The 19,244-nt window shown below is 62.3% G+C and carries 17 protein-coding genes; 6 read left to right on the top strand and 11 right to left on the bottom strand.

Annotated elements, in window-relative coordinates; translation table 11 throughout:
- The first annotated feature begins 361 nt into the window (after positions 1–361).
- From NCT04_RS30330 to NCT04_RS30320, 3 genes are all read left to right on the top strand, one after another.
- A complete protein-coding gene (locus NCT04_RS30330; protein WP_250469585.1) occupies positions 362–2,755 on the top strand; it encodes a two-partner secretion domain-containing protein in 2,394 nt (797 codons plus the stop codon).
- 180 nt (positions 2,756–2,935) lie between these two features.
- Complete coding sequence (locus tag NCT04_RS30325) at positions 2,936–3,664, top strand: TonB family protein (RefSeq protein WP_250469584.1); 729 nt, start codon at positions 2,936–2,938, stop codon at positions 3,662–3,664.
- A gap of 318 nt (positions 3,665–3,982) precedes the next feature.
- A complete protein-coding gene (locus NCT04_RS30320) occupies positions 3,983–5,182 on the top strand; it encodes a mechanosensitive ion channel family protein (RefSeq protein WP_250469583.1) in 1,200 nt (399 codons plus the stop codon).
- A gap of 35 nt (positions 5,183–5,217) precedes the next feature.
- On the opposite strand, the gene NCT04_RS30315 is transcribed toward NCT04_RS30320, so the two are convergent.
- From NCT04_RS30315 to NCT04_RS30265, 11 genes are all read right to left on the bottom strand, one after another.
- Positions 5,218–6,153, bottom strand: coding sequence for a vWA domain-containing protein (locus NCT04_RS30315; RefSeq protein WP_250469582.1), 936 nt, complete (start codon positions 6,151–6,153; stop codon positions 5,218–5,220).
- Positions 6,150–6,695 (bottom strand): MxaL protein, encoded by a 546-nt coding sequence (locus NCT04_RS30310; RefSeq protein ID WP_250469581.1) that lies wholly within the window; start codon positions 6,693–6,695, stop codon positions 6,150–6,152. The genes NCT04_RS30315 and NCT04_RS30310 overlap by 4 nt, the downstream gene beginning before the upstream one ends.
- Entirely contained in the window at positions 6,692–7,672 is a 981-nt protein-coding gene (locus NCT04_RS30305) for a vWA domain-containing protein (protein WP_250469580.1), read from the bottom strand. The genes NCT04_RS30310 and NCT04_RS30305 overlap by 4 nt, the downstream gene beginning before the upstream one ends.
- A gap of 4 nt (positions 7,673–7,676) precedes the next feature.
- Positions 7,677–8,546: a hypothetical protein gene (locus NCT04_RS30300; RefSeq protein ID WP_244831541.1), complete on the bottom strand. Its 870-nt coding sequence runs from the start codon at positions 8,544–8,546 to the stop codon at positions 7,677–7,679.
- Positions 8,543–9,406: a DUF58 domain-containing protein gene (locus NCT04_RS30295; RefSeq protein ID WP_250469579.1), complete on the bottom strand. Its 864-nt coding sequence runs from the start codon at positions 9,404–9,406 to the stop codon at positions 8,543–8,545. The genes NCT04_RS30300 and NCT04_RS30295 overlap by 4 nt, the downstream gene beginning before the upstream one ends.
- A 4-nt stretch (positions 9,407–9,410) precedes the next feature.
- Entirely contained in the window at positions 9,411–10,430 is a 1,020-nt protein-coding gene (locus NCT04_RS30290; protein ID WP_244831537.1) for an AAA family ATPase, read from the bottom strand.
- 183 nt (positions 10,431–10,613) lie between these two features.
- Positions 10,614–10,874: a hypothetical protein gene (locus tag NCT04_RS30285; RefSeq protein ID WP_250469578.1), complete on the bottom strand. Its 261-nt coding sequence runs from the start codon at positions 10,872–10,874 to the stop codon at positions 10,614–10,616.
- A 218-nt stretch (positions 10,875–11,092) separates the two neighbouring features.
- Positions 11,093–11,416 (bottom strand): hypothetical protein, encoded by a 324-nt coding sequence (locus NCT04_RS30280; RefSeq protein ID WP_244831533.1) that lies wholly within the window; start codon positions 11,414–11,416, stop codon positions 11,093–11,095.
- A 263-nt stretch (positions 11,417–11,679) separates the two neighbouring features.
- Positions 11,680–13,278: a GMC family oxidoreductase gene (locus NCT04_RS30275; protein ID WP_250469577.1), complete on the bottom strand. Its 1,599-nt coding sequence runs from the start codon at positions 13,276–13,278 to the stop codon at positions 11,680–11,682.
- A gap of 6 nt (positions 13,279–13,284) precedes the next feature.
- Positions 13,285–14,142, bottom strand: coding sequence for a sugar phosphate isomerase/epimerase family protein (locus tag NCT04_RS30270; protein WP_250469576.1), 858 nt, complete (start codon positions 14,140–14,142; stop codon positions 13,285–13,287).
- A 4-nt stretch (positions 14,143–14,146) separates the two neighbouring features.
- Positions 14,147–15,112, bottom strand: coding sequence for an NAD-dependent epimerase/dehydratase family protein (locus NCT04_RS30265; RefSeq protein ID WP_250469575.1), 966 nt, complete (start codon positions 15,110–15,112; stop codon positions 14,147–14,149).
- A gap of 143 nt (positions 15,113–15,255) precedes the next feature.
- Between NCT04_RS30265 and NCT04_RS30260 the strand changes: the two genes are divergently transcribed.
- From NCT04_RS30260 to NCT04_RS30250, 3 genes are all read left to right on the top strand, one after another.
- The gene (locus NCT04_RS30260; RefSeq protein WP_250469574.1) at positions 15,256–15,942 is read left to right on the top strand and encodes a TetR/AcrR family transcriptional regulator; all 687 of its coding nucleotides are present in this window, start codon (positions 15,256–15,258) and stop codon (positions 15,940–15,942) included.
- Between the two features lie 127 nt (positions 15,943–16,069).
- Positions 16,070–17,227 (top strand): Gfo/Idh/MocA family protein, encoded by a 1,158-nt coding sequence (locus NCT04_RS30255; protein WP_250469573.1) that lies wholly within the window; start codon positions 16,070–16,072, stop codon positions 17,225–17,227.
- Positions 17,224–19,035, top strand: a complete 1,812-nt coding sequence (locus NCT04_RS30250; protein ID WP_250469572.1) for a glycoside hydrolase family 15 protein — start codon at positions 17,224–17,226, stop codon at positions 19,033–19,035. The genes NCT04_RS30255 and NCT04_RS30250 overlap by 4 nt, the downstream gene beginning before the upstream one ends.
- Positions 19,036–19,244: the final 209 nt, after the last annotated feature.

Genomic DNA, 19,244 nt, shown 5'->3' with positions numbered 1-19,244 from the left:
AAATCAAACGGTTTCACCAAGACGTGATCGTTCGCGATCGAAGCCGGACCTGACATCGTCCTTCAATACCGCACGATGTCGGGGCACGAATACATCCAGCGCGCGATCATGGTGCCGGCGTCCGCACTGAAGGACGTCATTAACACGTTGAAATTACCGATTATCCCCACTCCCCGTTGTTTGCATTTCACGCTTATCGCTAAAGAACTCGTAAGCATAATTACAGCCCGTTGAGCAAGCCCTGAAAACGATCATCTTTCGTCTTTCGATATGGACATTACGCTCTGTTACACTGCACTACCAACTAAAAAAAGCTGTCTACTTAGCGATTAAATCGGGGAAACACTCTGTTGGGGGCGGTATGCGTCTTTTTGTTTACCGTCTCGCGGGCGTCTCGACGCTCGGCGATGCGGCCTGCGTCTCTACGTTTCGCGCACCGGGCTTTACAGTTCGGGCTCTTCCACTTCTCATCGCACTTGCATCTGCTGGCAGTTTCCTTCACGCGCCGGGAGCCGAAGCTGCACCGCCTCTTCCTCAAGGCGGTAAATATGTCGCGGGCTCGGGAACCATCGCACAAAGCGGCGGAACCCTGAATATCAAGCAGTCGGGCACGAACGGCATTATCAATTGGACGAGTTTTTCCATCGGCGCGGGCAATACGGTTTCCATCAACAACGGAACCGGCGCAACTCTCAACCGCGTCACCGGCAACGACATGTCGGCTATCTACGGCACGCTCAAGAGCACCGGCAGCGTCTACCTCATCAATCCGCATGGCGTGCTCATCGGGCCGACGGGCGTGGTGGCGACCGGCGGACGTTTCGTTGCATCGACACTCGATACCGATAACGACTCGTTCATGAACAGCCCGGATTACTTCACGCTCGGCGGCAGTTCGAATGCCAGCGTGATCAATCTCGGGAAAATCAGTTCGTCGGGCGGCGACGTCTTCCTCATTTCGGCGAAGAGCGTCATGAATGCCGGATCGATCAACGCGCCGAAGGGCACGGCCGAACTCGTCACGGCGCGCGAAGTCGTGCTTGCGGACAGCGCATATGGCCAGCAAGTTGGAGTGCAGACGACGGGCACGGGCGGCGACGTGACCAACTCGGGCACGATCCAGGCCGCGCTGATCAGCCTGCAAGCGGCCGACGGCAACATCTTCGCGCTTGCGGGCAAGTCGGGCGCGCTGCGCGCCACCGGCACCGAAACGCGCGATGGCCACGTGTGGCTCGTGGCGCAAGGCGGTACGGTGGACGCACGCGGCGCCACCATTTCCGCGCGCAACGCGGATGGCAGCGGCGGCACCGTCGACATGACCGGCAACGCCATCAAGCTGAGCGAGGCGAAAGTAGGCGCGGGACAGTGGAACATCACGGCCCCGACCTTTACCGCCGACGCAGCGCCCGCCCGCACGCTGGCCGCGAACCTGAGCAGCGGAACATCGATCACGGTCCATGCGAATGGCGCGGATGCCACCAAGGGCGCGGGTGACATCAACGTGACATCGAATATTCGGTGGAACGGGTCGTCGTCGCTGACGCTCGACGCCGGGCATTCGGTGACCATCGCGCCGGGCGCGACCATCGCCAACACGGGCGCGGGCAGTCTCACCTTGCGTGCGGACGCCAGCGCGGTCGACAACGGCGGCAGCGTGACCAATCGCGGCACGCTCGACTGGTCGCACAGCACGGGTATCGTCTCGGCGCTGTACGACATGACCGGCAGCTACACGCCCGGAACCGTGCATGGCAACGCGAGTTGGAGCGCGGCGCCGTTCAGCGGTCTGCTCACGCAGGTCACGGCTTATCAGCTCGTCAATTCGATTGCCGATCTGCACGCCGTGAAGAACAACCTCGGCGGCACTTACGCACTCGGCTCGTCGCTGGAGCTGGATGGCGCAACGGGCCTCTCGGGCATCGGCAGCGCGGCGCAACCGTTCACCGGTCAGTTCGACGGCATGGGGCATCTGCTGAGCGATTTGAACATTCCGAGCGGAGCGAATACGGGCTTGTTCGGCGTGGTCGGCCCGACCGGCATCGTGCGCAACGTACTAGTGGATAGCGCCACCGCGTCGTCGTCGGGCGGTCCGGTCGGTGTGCTTGCGGGCACGAACTACGGCTACCTGGTGAATGTCGCGAGCACGGGCATCGTCAACAAACCCACGGGTGCGGCCACGGCAGCGGGGGGACTGGTCGGCATCAACCGCGGACGTATCGAGCGTTCGTGGAGCGGCGCGCAAGTCAATGGCGATGGCGAAATCGGTGGTCTAGTCGGCGAAAACGATGGTTACATCGGCCAGTCGTACACCGTCAACTTCATGACGGCTGCCGCAACAGCGACGATCGGCGGGCTCGCGGGCGTGAACAGCGGCACCATCGAGCAGTCGTATTCGCAGAGCTTCGTGAATGGCGGCGCATATATCGGCGGCTTGGTGGGCAACAACACCGGCACCATTCGCCAGTCGTACAGCACGGCATCGCTTTCGCCGGGCACGGGGTCGCATAAGCCGGGCGCCATTGCGGGCACGAATAGCGGCACGATTGCCAAAGACGTCTTCTGGGACAAGGAAACGTCTGTCGCGACAGCGGGTGTCGGCAGCGGCAAGGCCATGTCCGCTTCGAGCGGTCTGACGAGCGCGCAAATGGCCACGCCGGCGAGCTTCGGTCCTACGTGGGACTTCAGCTCCAAGGGAACGTGGTCGCTTCCGGATGGCACGGAGGAGCCGGTCCTGCGTTGGACGGCCGGGCTGTAAGGCAGAACGGACGCGGGCGGACATCGTTCCGCCCGCGTCGATATCGAGATCGACGTGGGCGCGCATAAGCGTCGTGCCGTCGCGCTAAGTCGTTCTGTCGCGCGCGCCGCTTTCGCACACCGTCATCGCTAAGGTTTCCCCAGGCGCTTGCCGTTATCCAGAGAGGCTCAGGAAAACGGCATGTCAGCGATGGCTCAGACGCACACGCATTACGACAATCTCAAAGTGACGCACAACGCGCCGCCCGAAGTCATTCGCGCGGCGTACAAGGCGTTGAGTCAGCGCTATCACCCCGACAGGAACACGAGTCCGGACGCGACAAAAATCATGAAGATGCTCAACGACGCCTACGCCGTCCTGAGCGATGCCGAATCGCGGCGCGGTTACGACGTGACGATTGCGCAACAGCTTCCGGAATCGGCTGCTTGGGGCGAGGTCGGTTCGCGTTCGTCGATCGGTGAATCGAATGCGACTATCAAGCGCGGGAAGCTGCGCGGCTGGGCGTGGCTTCTGGCCGTTGGCGTCGTCGTGTCGATACAGTGGTTGGTCAGTGAACCGGCGACGCACAAGCCGAGCGTCGCTGCGGCTTCTTCTGGCGAGCAGGTTGCCCGCGTCGCGGCAAAGGCGGATGAACCCGTCGCAACGGTTGGCTACGCCGAGCGCGTCGGACGGCGCGTGCGGACGAATATCGCGTGGACCAATGGCGTGGCTGGACTCGAAACGGTGATCGGCGCGCGCTGTGCGCCCAATGGCGCGTTGCTGTCCGCGTCCATCGTACATTCGAGCGGCAACGCGCAATGGGACGAAACGGCATTGCGCGCCGTTCAACGCCTCGACCCGATGCCTGACGATACGAACGGCGAGACACCCGCCGCATTCGCCGTCACCGTGCGCTCATCGGGCAATTGACGCGAATTTCTCAACCAGCAACCCTGGCGCGATGTTCCCGCATCGAGCGTCTCTGAGCGCTTGTGCGCTATTGCGGGACTATCGTCGCGCATGTCTACTCCGCAGGTTTCCAAGGCATCGAAGAAAAGCGGATCTTGCGCAGATCGGGTTATCGTGCGACAGGCGTCGGCGGTTTCTTAGCCTCTACATTCTTTCGACGATAGGGCATGCGCTTCTCATGCGGCCTGGCGCGCTAAGTCCGTGCTGTTGCCGCCACTAAAATAGCCACCGTGCGAAAGGCCTCTTGCCCAACATCGGTTCGCCTGTTCCGGAGAGTGCATGTTCGAGAATATGCTGCGTGTCGAAAGGGGACCAGACTGGCAGTTCCACGTCTACACGGATAGCTGGCTGGTCGCGGTCATGCTGGTGGCCGCCTTGCTGCTCGCCATTTTGCTGGCAAGCGCGATCTGCTACTACCTCACGCGCTGGATCATGCTCATGATCGTCAGCCGGCTCACGCGCAATGAAGGGCGCAAGTGGTTGATCGCCGCCGAGCGTCATCGCGTGTTTCACCGGCTTGCGCCGCTCGTGCCCGCTGCGATCGTCTATGCATCGGCGCCGACGCTCTCGGGTCTCACGATACCGTTTATCGCGGTGCTTGGACGGCCATTGGGCATTCTCGCCGCTTGCTACATGGTCTACACGCTGCTGCGTGCCGCGCTGGCACTGCGCGACAGCATCGACGAACGCTATAGTCACTTTCCAACTGCGAGCGAGCGGCCAATCAAGAGCTTTCTGCAGATCGCCACCATCGTGGTGTATCTCGTCGCGCTCATCTCCGTGGTCTCGCTCTTGATCGAGCGTTCGCCGGTCTATCTGCTCACCGGCCTCAGCGCGGTGACGGCGTTGCTCATCATCATCTTTCGTGACTCGTTGCTCGGCTTCGTGGCCAGCATCCAGCTGGCAGCCTACGACATGCTGCGCGTGGGCGACTGGATCGAAGTGCCGGGATTCGTCGCGGATGGCACGGTCATCGATATCGCGTTGAATACCATCAAGATACGCAACTTCGACAACACCATCGTGATGCTGCCAAGTCAGCTCTTGCTCACGAACAGCGTGAAGAACTGGCGCGGCATGAGCGAGTCGGGCGGGAGGCGCTTGAAACACGCGATTCATTTCGATGTCGATACCGTGCGCTTCCCCGACGACGCAATGCTCGCGCAAATGCACGACGCCATCCGCTTGCCGGTGGGCGCTTTCGAAGGCGAGCGTCGCACGAACCTTGGGTTGTATCGTCGCTATCTGAGCGCTTATCTTCGCGATCATCCGGCGGTGCGGCGCGACATGCCGCTCGTGATTCGTCATGTCCAGACAGCGGCGCCGGTGGTCGCGCTGGAAATCTGTCTCTATCTCGACGAGATACGCTGGGAGCCCTACGAGGCGATGCTCTCGGATATGCTCGATCACGCGTATGGCGTCGTGCCGTTGTTCGGTTTGCGGTGCTGGCAAGAGGAGCGTAAGGGTTCAGCGGTTTGAAGACGGCGTTGCAATCAGGCGGCGTGCGTCTACAGTCAGCGTCGCGCGCGCCGCATGCCTTTCACCCAACGCTCCGGCCAAAACCGCCACACGAGCAACAGCGAGGCAAGCGCTGCCGGAATCCAATTCAGCTTGGTCGGCACGCGTTCCGAATGCGCAAAGCGCGCATCCGTCATGGCCATCAGCAAGTCCTGCGGCAATCGCAAACGTCGATAATCGAAGCCGATTTCTTTCGCAATCGACGCCAGATATTGTCCGCGCAATTCCGACAACTCCTCGTGACTCTCGACTTGAACGCTCGCGCCAGGTTGTGTCGGCACTTGAATGACTTCATCGGCGCGCCAGTAGCCGATACGATTGCCGTCTTTATCCGTTCGCGGGATGGGCGCGGGCTGATCGCCGCCTATGCCGATAAGCCAACCCTTGAGTTGCGAGCGTGGAATGTCGCGCACGCGCTGATCGCCGGGAAGAATGGGCGGTGCTTCCTGGCCGTCCGTGATCATGAGAACACTGGCGTCATGCCCGATACTGCGCGCCGTACGCACAGCCGCGAAGATACCGCCTTCGGCTACTCGGCTCCAGTTGGTCCAGCGCATCGTGCCATCGATAACGGCAAGCGAGGCAAGCAACGCATCGAAGTTGGCGCACACCTCGACGGGCGGCACCAGAAGCAAGGTGCTCTGGCCTGTGAAGATGCTCCAGCCTATCTTCGAGCCGCACGGCAAATGCTCGATGCTTTCGCGCATCGCGGCCCGCGCGAAGTCCAGTCTGCTGATCGGCGCGCCGCCGACGACACCCACGTCCTCGACGCTCATGCTCTGCGTGATATCGAAAGTGACGATATAGCTGAACACGTCGCGTTGGAACATCACGCCGGGCATCCAGACGGCGGCAAGCAGCAACGGCACGGCGGCTACCGTGGTCCAGTGTCGCCGCCGAAGGAACGCAAGTGTCGCCGCGACTGCCTTCATGGCAGATCCTCGCTTTGCGCGCCACGCGCCTTCACCGTGGCCTGATGCTTGTAGTCGCGCTCTTCGTCGCTCGTCTGGCCCTCGGGCGCGAGCCACAACGCGCGTTCGAGGTTATAACGCGCGTCCCAGTCGTCGGGCGTGAGCCGCAGCGCAGAGCGATAGCGTTCCTTGGCTTGTTCGAGCAACGGCAGCGAGCGAACAGGACCGCCCGCATCGGGACCGGCCGCCTGACGCAACGACATGTTGGCAAGATCGAATAGCGCGGCCGTCTGCAACGCGGCATCGTGGTCCTGCACGAGCACGGAGTCGTAAAGCTTCTGCGCGCCCGCATAGTCGCCTGCCTTCGACGATACGACCGCACGCGCCAGCCGAACTTGGGCGGCATCGTCCAGTGACTGCGGCTGCGCGCCTTTGGCGCTTACCGCCGACACCGCGCGCGCGACAGCATGCGCATGCTGCAATGTCGCCAAGTCGAAGAGCGCGACTGCTGCAAACACGAGCGTTGCGCCGCCGAAGGCAAGATGAACGGCCAATCGCTTCATGACCAGCTCCGTACCTGAACCGCGCGCAGCGCAAGCAACGCCGCGCAACCGAGCAATGCGGCGGCATAGCACAACGCGCTTTCGTCTTGCCGCGGCAAGCGCTCGTCGAAAGATACGACCGCGTTGTGCTGCTTGTTGATCTCCGACATGGCGGCGGCCATTGCGCCCGCGTCCTCCGCCTGATACAGCCGATACGGCGAGCCCAGCGTCTGAAAATAGCGATGCAGTTCAGCTTCGGCCGAGGCGTCGTCGGCGGGCGCCATCTTCGTCAGATCGGGGCTGTAGACGCCGCTGCGCAGATACACGAAGTAAAGCGCGATCTGATTGCGCGCAAGGCCCTCGCTGATCGCCGCGCGTGCAGCGGCATCGAGATGCGCGCCGCCATCGGACACCAGCACGATGGCGCGACGGCCCGCGTATTGCCTGCCATCGAACTGTTTGATCGCCGCGATGAGCCCGCGATCGAGCTTCGTATCCGGCATGCCGCGGCCTATTCCCGTGCCTGAGATCGCCTGCGTGATGATCTCGTGATTCGACGTGAACGGTACGGCAAGAACCGGGCTGATGCCGAACATTAGAAAGGCAAAACGGTCGTCGGGTCGCTCGGCGACGAAGCGTTCGAGCGAGTGGCGAGCCACCGCGTTCTTGGACTGGCCGCTCGGTTCGGAGACAGGCGTCTTCGACATCACCGAGTCCATGCTCGCGCTACGGTCCATCAAAATGAGAATGTCGGCCGCCGTGCTCGTGCGCAAGACGTGCAGATGTGAACGTCCCGGTCCCGCGAGACCGATGATGATGGCCAGCATCGCGAGCACCGCGCACGCACGCCGCAGGTGTTCGACGGTCGCGCCGACAGTATCCGCTGGCAGCCAGTTCACCGACGAGAAAGCGAACGCCTCGCTCGGTCTCGGCAATAGCGGCAAGAGCGCGAGTGGCAGCATGAGCAGCAGCCAGGGCCGGAGGAAGTCGATGGGCATGGCCTCATTGCCCTCGCTCGGCCCGATACAGCGCACGCGCGAAGTCACGCAAGTCGAACGGCGCGGGAGCGGCATCGCGGACAAAGAAGCGTTCCTGCGAGCGCGTGTAGAACTCTTCGAGTCGCGGCTTCATCGATTGCAGATACGGCGCGCGCATGAACAACGTCGGTAGCGATGCCACATGCACGACTTGCCCGGCCGTTTCGTCGAGCGCGCGATGCACGTGAACCCAGGCATCGTCGTTCGCATCGGCATCGGTGCGTATATGCCGCCATGCGCGAGCGAACGGACGTTGCCTTGCATCGCGGCGGCTCGACCACCACCACCACGCGGCCCAGCTTGCGAGCGTGACGAGCAGTAACGCAAGCATGACGATCATGCGCCGATGAACCGCCGGATCATCCACGGGAATGACGAGCCGATCGGGCCTGAGCGCTTGCAGATCGCCCGCGCGAAACGAGGCGCGCGGCGTCAACGGCCCGACGCTGATCGGCCATGCAGGCACGCGCAGCACCGCGCCCGCAGCCGGCCTCAATTCGAGCGCGGGCAGTTCGATGTTCGTGAGAGCCTGAGCCGCGTTGGTTATCTGATATTCGAGCACCAGCCACGAGCGGCCCTGCGTGTCCTTGACGATGCGAGACGCACGGCGCTCGAACCACACGCCCACGCGCCCGGCCGATGGCAAGGCGACATCGTGGCCGTCGGTGCTCAAGAGGACGCGCTGCGTCAAGACATCGCCGAGAACGTGGCCGAAGGCGCGCGGCTGCTCGACCGTCGCGTTGACCGTCTGTTCGGCTCGCGCCGGTTTTATGCCGATCAGACCGAAGACGATCAGCATGAACGCGAGGATCATCGCCCGGTTGCCGCGCATCATGCGGACGTTTCCAGGAAGTGGCGCGAGAGGGCTTCGGCATTGAAGGCGCCTTCGACAAAGAAGGGATACGCGCCGCGTCTGCCGAAGGCCGTCTTCAAATCGTGGCGCCGCTTGGCGACGTTATCGCGCCATTGCCGAACCACGCGAGCACGCAGCCAAAGCGTGCGGTTTCTGCCGGTCTCCAGATCGCGGACCGAGAGAAATCGGCCTTGCGCAGGCGGCTCGAGTTCGGCCGTATCCCAGATGACCATCGGCACGACTTGCGCGCTGACGAGACGATCCAGCGCCGTGTCGATACGGTCGAGCGGCCAATGAAAATCCGAGACCAGAAAGACGAGACTGCGACGCCCGGCAAGACGTTCGAGTGCGCGCTCCAGCCCGGCGTTTTCTGGCGTGGCGTGCGATACCCCTTCGAAACCGCGCAGCAGCGCCGCCATGTCGTCGCCGATGCCGCGTCCGTGTCGCGCAGGCATGAAGAGGTCTTCGCGTTCCTGCTCGTCGAACGCGAGCATGCCGACCTGATCGCCCGCGCGAAACGCGCTATAGCCGAGCGCTTCGACGAAATCGGCGGCCAGATCGAGCTTCGAACGCTTTGCGCCGAAGAGCATCGACGCCGATACGTCCACCACGACTTGCACCGGCACCGCGACCCGCTGCAAATGCAGACGCACGAGCCACTGCGGCGGCACGGAGCGCTGGCTTGCGCGCAAGTCGAGGCGTCGCGGGTCGGGATGATCGAAGAGACGCGCGTGCATCGCGAATTCCTGCCCCGCGCCGAAACTCGTGCCGGGATGCGAGCCGGGCCGGAATCCGCTGGCGCGCCCCGGCAGCCGATAGTGGAATTCGACTGGGTTCTTCATGGCATCACGGGACCGCGATTTTCCGCATGATCGTCGCGGTCAATGCCTCGGCGAGTTCCTGCCGACGCATCTCATAGACGGGCGTAAAGAACACGCGATGACCGAGCGCGGGCAGCAGCACCGTATGAACGTCTTCGGGAATGGCGTGCAGACGGCCGTCGAGCCAGGCGTTCACGCGTACGGCGCGCACCAGCGCGCTCATGCCACGCGGACTTGCGCCGGCAAGGATCAGCCGCTCCATGTCGACGCCGTCCAGTTGAATGTCGAAGCGCTGAGGCGTTTCCGTCGCCTCCCAGATCTTCAGGATGTAGCTTTCCATGCTCGGACTGAGCGTCACGCTACGCTGGATCGCCGCGCCGATATCGTTAAGACGCGTCGAATCGATCACGGCGGACGGGACGCTTTCGATGAGCGCATCGGCGTCATGGAACGCTGGATCGAAAACGAGCGCGCGACGCACATCGGTGTCCGAAGGCGTCGGCATGTTCAGTTCGAACAGGAAGCGGTCGCGCGCGGCGGAAGCCAGTTCGAAGGTCTCGTCCTTCTCCACCTTGTTGCGGTCCGCGAACACCGTCATATGCGGAAAGCGATATTCGCGGCCGAAGGCGGAGACGGAACGCTCGGCCATCGCCCGAAGCAGGAGTGATTGAACCTGCGGGCGCGACCGGTTGATCTCATTGAAAAAGAACGTGGTCAGACCTTCGCCGTGCCGCAAGAGCGGACCGGGATCGATGCGCGGTTTGCCGTCGGCATCGACGAAAGTGTGATAGATGAGATCGCCCGGCATCAGGTCGATGGTGCCTTCGATCCGTTCGAAGTCGCCGCCGGTCGCGCGAGCGAAGGCGCGCAGCAAGGTCGTCTTGCCAACGCCGACGCCGCCTTCGAGCAACACGTGCCCGCGAGCGAAGAGCGCAATCTTGATTAGATGGATGGTTTCACGCTGTCCCACCACGGCGCTCGCCACGGCCAGTTCCAGCTTTTGTGCGGCGCGGCGCCAGTCTTCCAGTTCGGTTTCCGATGCCATGGTCGTTGTTATGAGGCAGTGCGGTCTGTTCAGGATTACCGAAGCGAATGCATAAGATATGCCGATGTAGTCCGGGCTTGGCTTTCAAGCGGAAAAGGGGAGAGTAGAGCGGAGCATAGTGTCATCCATCGACAACACTGTGTGGCAGCGTTTCGGTGTGAAGCGTGTGAGGCGTGTGAGCGTTCAACTCGCCTTCGCAAGCGGCGTTTCAGCCTCGACAGCTGAATCGATCTGCGCGAGCAAGGCTGACGCAACGGCCAGTTGCGCGGGCACCAGATGCCTCGTTTCCAGAATCTGCATGACACGCCGCCGCCAGTATGCAAGCGGCAGCACGCGGTTTCGATCGCGCACTTCGTCCGGAATGACGATGCGCAAGTGCGCCAGGTCGGCGTCCGTCAAGCGCAGTTCGTATGATCCGGTGGGAAATGGGTCGTTGGGTTTCATGCCTGTATATCGGCAAGGAACACGAATTTCCTGAGTGCTGTGGAAGCCTGTCTCCAGCCCAATGACCGGCACTAAAATTTTTACACGGTTGCTGAAATGTTTTTCCGATTACTGGAAATCGCTTTTCGCGTGATCAAACGAAAAAGGCCGCATTCCCTGAGGAAAGCGGCCTTTTCACGCGGCGCACGATGCTGTCTCGCCGCTATCTTCACTCCAGGCTATTGACCCGCTGCCGGCGAAACCACGCTCGGGGTAGCCAGCGTGTTATTGGTCTTCGGTGCGCTCGTGGCCGACGTCGAAGTGCCGTTCGTGCCGCTAGGAAGCCCCGAATTCGGCGCACGGGCGCCCATGCCGCTGTCCGAGTTCGTCACGCCCGGCGTGCCGTAGCCGCCCGTTGCGCGGTTCACCTGATTTGCCGGGCTGGCCGTGCTCCCGGAGGACCCTGCGCCACCGTTCGAGCCGCCTGCTGACTGCGCGAAAGCGCCGGCCGACAGGGTGAGTGCGGCGACGGCCGCGACTAAAGTGCTGATTGCTTTGCTCATGATCCGTCTCCTTTAAGGGATTGGAATATGGAAACAGACGAATGCCGCCTGCTTGCTTTTGAGGCAGCAAACAGCGTGCCGCAGGCTTTCAATTCGCATAGAGCAGGCCGGCATCAAGTGAGGAGCTTTTTCAGCATGAAAGCCGTGAAGCCAGCCCCCATGCGACGCCTATCTCATGCATCGATGTTCGATCGTTAGCCAGCTTCAGGCATCCCGTGGCCCATTTCGTCGATGACGTCACAGATTGACGATAGTCAGTGTCGTCATCTCGATTCGCCCACATCCTCCATCAACATCCGCGCGCCTTTCTCCGCCACCATGATCGTCGGCGCATTCGAATTGCCGGACGTGCAACCGGGCAGAACGGATGCATCGATCACGCGCAAGCCTTGCACGCCGCGCACGCGAAGCCGGGGATCGACCACGGAATCTTCGCCGCCGCCCATTCGACACGTGCCGACCAAGTGATACCCCGACACACCACGAGCCAACGCATAGTCGAGGAGCGCATCGTCGGCGATGACGTTATCGCCCGGCAGCGTCTCGTGCTCGATGTATCGCGCAAGCGCGGTCATCGAAAAAATCTTGCGGCCAAGTTTGAGGCCCGCGACGACGGCCGCTTGATCGCGCGCATCCGTGAGGTAGCGTGGAGAGATGACGGGCGCCGCGTGAGCATCGGTCGAAGCGGCGTGCACGCTCCCCTTGCTATGCGGGTACGACTGATAGATGGCGAGTGTCATGCCCGGCTCGCGTTCGAGCGCATACGTGCCCGCCTCGAAGCTCGCGGGCGCGAAGCTCAGTTGCAGATCGGGCGCGTTGGCTTCAGCGTTGCTGCGCGCAAACGCGGCGCACGTGCTTGCGCCGCACGTAAGCAGGCCCTTTCCCGCCACATAGCGCGACAGTTCCTTGAAAAGCGCGACGCCATGCGTGCGTTCGTTGAAGGTCGACTGGCCGCGCACGCGTTGAGTGACACGCACGGAATAGTGATCGCGCAGATTCTCGCCGACGTTGTCGTTCTCGTGCACGACGTTCACGCCGAGCTTCTGCATCAGCGAGCCCGGCCCGATGCCCGACAACTGCAATAGATGCGGCGAGCGGATCGCTCCGCACGCCACGATCACCTCGGCACGCGCGCGAACCTTGATCGTGCGTCCCGCTTGCGACACTTGCACGCCAACCGCACGCGTGCCATCGAAGAGAATGCGTTCTGCAAGCGTGTCGGTCATCGACCCGAAATTCGCCCGTTTGCCGATACCCCGAAGATACGTCTGCGCCGGCCCCGCGCGAAACCGTCCCGCGCGATTCTGCTGAAACGGCGCCGCGCCTTCGCGCTCGACGCCGTTATGACTTGCGCGGACCGTCATTCCGGTTTGGCCGCACGCATCGAGAAACGCCTGACTGAGCGGATGCGTCTCCATGAAATCATTCACCGGCAAGACGTTCGCCGGGCTCGCACCGCCCGCATTCTCCATCTGTTCGTAGATGGGCAGGATGTCGTCGAAGGACCAGCCCGCGCAACCTTCATCGACCCAACGCGCATGTTCCGCTCTGGCCGAACGCACATAGAGCATGCCGTTCATCGACCCGGTGCCGCCGAGCATGCGCCCCTGCGGATAAGCGATCACGCGCGAATCCATGTGCGGCTGCGGCGCCGACCGATAACGCCAGCTCAGAACCGGATGCTCGATCAGCGAAAGAAAGCCAGCAGGAATATGGATCATCGGATGACGGTCGCGCGGGCCGGCTTCGATGAGAAGCACGCGATGCGCGCCGCTCGCCGATAACCGGTTCGCCAAAACGCAACCCGCGCTGCCGCCACCGACGATCACGAAGTCCGCTTCTCGATCCCATTGCGTCGACATGTGGCCTCAGTAACTCGTCACATTTGCGCGCCTGCCGGCAAGCGGACCCGCAGCGGCGGCTTCGGCGATGAGCGCTTCGCTTGCACGGCGCAACGCACGCGCACGCTCCACGGGCGGCGCGAGATTCGGCAAGCCGTGCATCGGAATCTCGACGGATATCACGGTGTCAGGCGGCAGCGCGCGGACCATCGAGCGCAGATCGATACCGCCATCGCCCGGTGGCAAGCGCGCCTGCCGCGCCTGGAAGATGAGTTCAGCGTCGGTCGTCGGGCGTTCGCGCGGCGCATCGCATAACTGAAAATACGCGAGCTGGTTCGCGGGCAATGCGGCGATTTCCTCCGCGCTGCCACCCGAACGATCGACATGCATGGAATCGACGATGATCGAGCCGGTGCCCGCAAGCGTCAGCACGCGACGCGCGGACGCCATGTTCTTGATGCCTGTCCACGGCATGAATTCGAGCCCCATTCCAATGCCATGACGTGCGCCGAGTTCGAAGAGTCGCGCATAGCGATCCGCGATGGCCGCTTCGTCCGGACTGTCGCCCGCAACCAGCATGTGACGCGCGCCGAGTTCGGCGGCCGCCGCAAGCAAGGGCTCGTGCGCGTCGATGTCGGTATCGGGCAGCAGGCGCACGATTTCGACATCGTGCACGGCTACGTTCAGATCGCACATGCGGGCGAGGGTCTCGCGCATCATCGGCGTGAGCGTGGCGCCGATCATCGGATGCTGATGCTCGCCGGGCGCCACGGGCGCAAGCCGCAGATTCACCGAACGAAAGCCCGCCGCGCTGGCGGCCTCGATCATTTCCGGCGGCGTGAGTTCGATCAGGGTCAGGTGCGCAAGGGAGAGCAAATGCGTCATGGCGTCAGGCGTTCAGGCTGATGGGTTGAATGTCCTGGGCGCTTTCAGCGCCGTCTTCGAGCGTGTCATGCTTGGCGAAGAACGCGAGCGAGCGCGCGACGCCATCTGCGAGCAAGGTCACGGGCAAGCCGGGAAGCACGCGGTTCAAGTCGTCGGGCGGAAGGTCCGCGACAATCGGCAACGGCGCGCCGCTGGCGGAAAGACGCGCGCCGGGCACTTGCCTGCCGATCTCTTCGATGAGCGCATCGGTGCTCTGCACGTCGCCGCATAGATTGAAGACATGCGCGCCTTCGACCACGCGCGTGAGCGCGGCCCAGAAGGCTTCGACGACATCGTCGACATGGATCATGCCGGTGCGGCCGGTGAAGGGAATCGTGTAGAGCTCGCCGCGCGCCGCCGCCTGGCACGCGAGACTCACGCCCGCGCTTGCGCCGTCTTCGCGCCCCGGACCGTAGACCACGAATGGACGAAAGCCCACGCTGGCCACCGCGCGTCCGTCCGGACCGGCGTTGTACCAATAGCTACGCGCGCAGCCTTCCGTGGCGAGCTTGAACGCGCCGTAGTGCGTGGTCGGTTCGGGATACGCCGCGTGCTTCGGTCCGTAGACGCCCGCCGAACTCGTGTAGACCACGCGCGCGATGCCGTGCTTCTTCGCGGCCTCGAAGACGTTCAGCGTGCCGATCACGTTGATGGTCGCGCCGCGCACCGGATCGTTCTGGCAGAAGGGCGTGAGCACGCCGGCGAAGTGCGCGACGGCATCGCAAGCCGCGAGCGCGTGATCGACCGCGCGGGTATCGCCGATATCGCCTTGCAACCATTCCACGCGTTCAAGCGATGCACCTAGCAGCACACGAATCAGCTTGCCCGGCGGATTCAGGTCGAACACACGCACCGTTTGTCCTTCGGCGAGCAGGCGTCTGACCAGCCACGCACCGATAAAGCCATTGCCGCCCGTCACGCAGACTTTCATTGCCGCCTCCGATGTCTCGTTCGTTCCTCGATTTCACTGACTAACTAGTAGGTTCGTTAAATCGGTGGTGGTAGATTAATCGATGGAGAAACATGGACACTTGGGGATAACCCCAGTCGCCAGCCATCCACTTGAACGATCCGATGCCATCCGATACCTACGAACCCGTTCCCGCGCCCGAGCCGAAGCGGGCGAATCAGCGCGATCTGGCCGCTGTGCGCACGCGCGCCGAGATTCTTCAAATCGCCACGGAAGAGTTCGCGCTGCACGGCTACACGGGCGCGCGCGTGGACGCGATCGCCGAGCGCATGCGCGTATCGAAAGCGATGATCTACTACTACTTCACGAACAAGGACGGGCTCTATCTCGCGGTGCTGGAGCACGTTTATTCGTTGATCCGCGATGCCGAGGAAGCCACGCGCCTGGATCATGAAAGTCCGGCCGAGCAGTTGCTGTCGCGCTATATCGAGAACACGTTCGAGTTTCACGAGAACAACCAGGTGTTCAGCCGCATCATCAGCATCGAGAACATACACAACGCCGCGTTCCTGAAGAAGTCGCCGACCATCAAGGCGACGAATCGTCCGGTGCTCGAAACGCTGACGAGCATTCTCCATCGCGGCATTGCGGCGGGTACGTTCCGACGCGACATCGGCGCGGTGGATTTGCACTATCTGATCAGCGCGCTGTGCATCTATCGCGTGTCGAACCGGCATACGTTCGGCACACTGTTCGATGTCGACTTCTCCAAAAAGTCGACACGCAAGAAGCAGCGGATGCTCGCGGTCGAGTCGGTGTTGACGTTGCTCATGAAGCCGGCCGCGGATTGATTGGCCGTTCGTAACCGTCGCACGAAATTAACCCCTTGGAACAAAAGTTGCGCCTTCCCTGAGTCTCACGGCCGGCGTTCGGGCGCATGCCTGTCCGTCACCGTCACTCTCCAAAAGAGGCGCAACGATGAGTATTTTGTCCGCAGTAGGTTTGGGTTCGAGCAAGAAAGTCCGCTATGCGATCGTAGGTTTGGGCGACATCTCGCAGGAAGCGATGATGCCCGGCGTGAGTCACACGGATAACTCGGAGATCACCGCGCTCGTTACGAGCGATCCCGAGAAGGCGCGCAAATTGAGCGAGCAATACGATGTAGCGCACACCTATGGCTATGAGCAATTCGATGAGATGCTCGCCTCCGGCAACATCGATGCCATCTACCTTGCCACGCCGAACTGGCGCCATGCGGAGTTCGTCATTCCGGCGCTGAAAGCGGGCGTGCATGTGCTCGTCGAAAAGCCGCTGGAAGTATCCACGCAGCAATGTCAGGCGATCATCGAAGCCGCGAAGGCATCGACGGCGAAACTGATGGTCGCTTACCGTTTGCATTTCGAACCCGGCACGTTGTCGACCATCGAACGCATTCGTTCGGGAGAGCTCGGCGACATCATTCTTTTCACGTCCACGTTCGTGCAGAAGGTGGACCCGGCAAACCATCGCGCGACGAGCGGCATCACGGCGGGCCCGATCTTCGACATGGGACCGTATCCGCTCAACGCCGCGCGCTACGTGTTCGAGGACGAGCCGACCGAGGTTGTTTCGGCTGTCGGCGTGCGGCATCCGGAAGCCGGTCTCGGCGATTTCGACGACACCGTCGCCGTCACGCTGAAATTTCCCGGCGACCGGCTCGCGCAGTTCGTCGTGTCGTATGCGGCCAACGCACTGGAGTCGTTCTTTGCTGTCGGCACGAAGGGAAGCATCGCAATGCAGCCGTGCTATACGTACGGCAAGCCGCTCGAACAGGCCGTGACCATCGGTCAGGACGAAGAGAATCATTCGTTCAAGAACACGGACCACTTCGGCGGCGAGATGAAGTACTTCTCGGAGTGCATCTTGAACGACACGCATCCGGAGCCCGACGCGGAAGAAGGTTTCGCCGATGTGCGCGTGATCGAAGGCATCGTCAAGGCACTTGAAACCGGTGGACCGGTCAAGCTCGATCCGTTCGTGCGCACACGGCGTATCGACACGTCCGCGCAGTTGCAGACGCTGCGCGCCGTGAAGTCGCCGGAACTCGTGAACACGAGCAATCCGGCCGAAGGCATCGACAAGGTGCCTAAAAATTGAATTCGCGCAAAGACAAGATTCGACGTGACGCCGATGGCTTTCTGCCGCTCGATGCCTACGGCGCGTTGGGCGATGGCCGCTCCGTTGCGTTGAGTGGAGCGGATGGATCGATCGACTGGTGGTGCGTACCGAGCATCGACTCGCCGCCGCTTTTCGACCGGTTGCTGAATCCGCAAACAGGCGGTTTTTTTGCCATTACGCCCGCCGAAGCCTTCGAAGTCGAGCGGCGTTATCGCGACGACAGCAACGTGCTCGAGACCGTCTTCACCACCGCGTCGGGCCGCGCGAGGCTGGTCGAGTCGCACAACAGCGGCGGCGCGGGCAGACTCCCCTGGGCCGAGTTAGCACGGCGCATTGAAGGCATCGAGGGCGAGATGCGATTCGACTTGCGCATCGTCTTCGGGCGTCAGGACGATACGATCAATCCGTATTGTTCGATGATCGGCAAACGCGCGGTGTTTCATGCGGGCCGCGTGTTGGGGCTCTTTCTGCATAGCGAAGGTGTGGTCGTCGACGAACGCGCGGATGCCGGTGTCGTCGCGCATGTGGTCGTGCGTGAGGGACAGCGCGAGACCGTGGCGATCGTCGCGGGCGAAGACGAGCCGCTCGTCGTGCCGCCAATCGAGGATATCGACAGGCGCATCGACAAGTCCGACAACGAATGGCGCGAGTGGACCACGAAGCTGCGCTATGACGGGCCGTATCGGCCGCTTCTGATTCGCAGCGCGCTTGCGCTCAAGCTCTTGCTTTTTTCGCCGAGCGGCGCGATTGCAGCGGCCGCGACTACATCGTTGCCCGAGCGGATTGGCGGCAAGAAGAACTTCGACTATCGCTACGCCTGGATACGCGACGCGGGCTACACCATCAAGGCGTTTTTGCGCATGAATGCGCAGGAAGAAGCGAAGGCGGCCTTTACGTGGCTGCTGAAGCGGATCGAGACGCAAGGCGCGCGCGTGTTGTTTTCATTGTCGGGCGACGTCGTCGCGGATGTGCACGAGACCGGCCTTCCTGGTTACATGAATTCTGCGCCGGTCATCACAGGCAATGCCGCGACCAATCAGCATCAGCACGGCATTTACGGCGATATATTTGGAACGGCCGCGGTTTTCGTGCGCGCGGGGAATATCCTCGATTCACAGAGCGCTCAGACGCTCTCGCGTCTCGCGGATCAATGCGCCGACCGCTGGCGTCTCAAGGACGCGGGCATTTGGGAACTCGAAGAAGCGCAGCATTACACGATGTCCAAACTCAGCGCGTGGGAAGCGCTCGCGCGTGCGGTCGAACTGGCCGATAGCGGGCAGTTGCCGACCACATGCCGCGATAGATGGGCGCGTGAGCGCGATCGCATCGAGCAATGGATCGACGAACATGGCTGGTCCGAAGAGAAGGGCGCATATGTGATGTATCCGGGCAGCGACAAGCTCGACGCGTCCATGGCGCTCGCCACACGCTTTCGCTATGACGGCAAGGAACGCGCCGAACGTACGCTCGACGCCATTCAACGCGAACTGGGCGAAGGCGCATATCACTATCGATACAGCCGTGCTTCCGAAGAAGAAGGGTGCTTTCTCGCGTGCACGTTCTGGCAGATCGAAGCTCGCGCGTTGCTGGGACAGAAAGACCGCGCGACGAAGGCCTTCGATGCGGTCATTGAAGCGCTCGCGCATGGCGTCGGAATCTACCCTGAGATGGCGGACCCGCAAACCGGCGAGTACCTCGGGAACTTGCCCCAAGGGTTGACGCATCTCGCGATCATTCAGGCTCTTACGGCGTTGCAATCATCGGGGCGAATGGAGGACGACATCTAATTCGTGGCGAACGGTGCCGTATCCGACCGTCAGCGCGGGCATTCACCTATGTCATTGCGTTTATTAGACCCATACTGTGGGACATCACCGAGGGTCGTGTCAGAGACACCCCGTTCCTGACGCGCGGTGTTTCTCCGGTAGGCAGAGAGTCGTCAATGACCCGCCATGGAACACGCCCGCGACAGGTCCGTCGCGGGCGTTTTTTTATC

This window comes from Caballeronia sp. GAFFF2, assembly GCF_023631485.1.
Lineage (GTDB): Bacteria > Pseudomonadota > Gammaproteobacteria > Burkholderiales > Burkholderiaceae > Caballeronia.
This window is presented reverse-complemented; position numbering and strand designations above follow the sequence as displayed.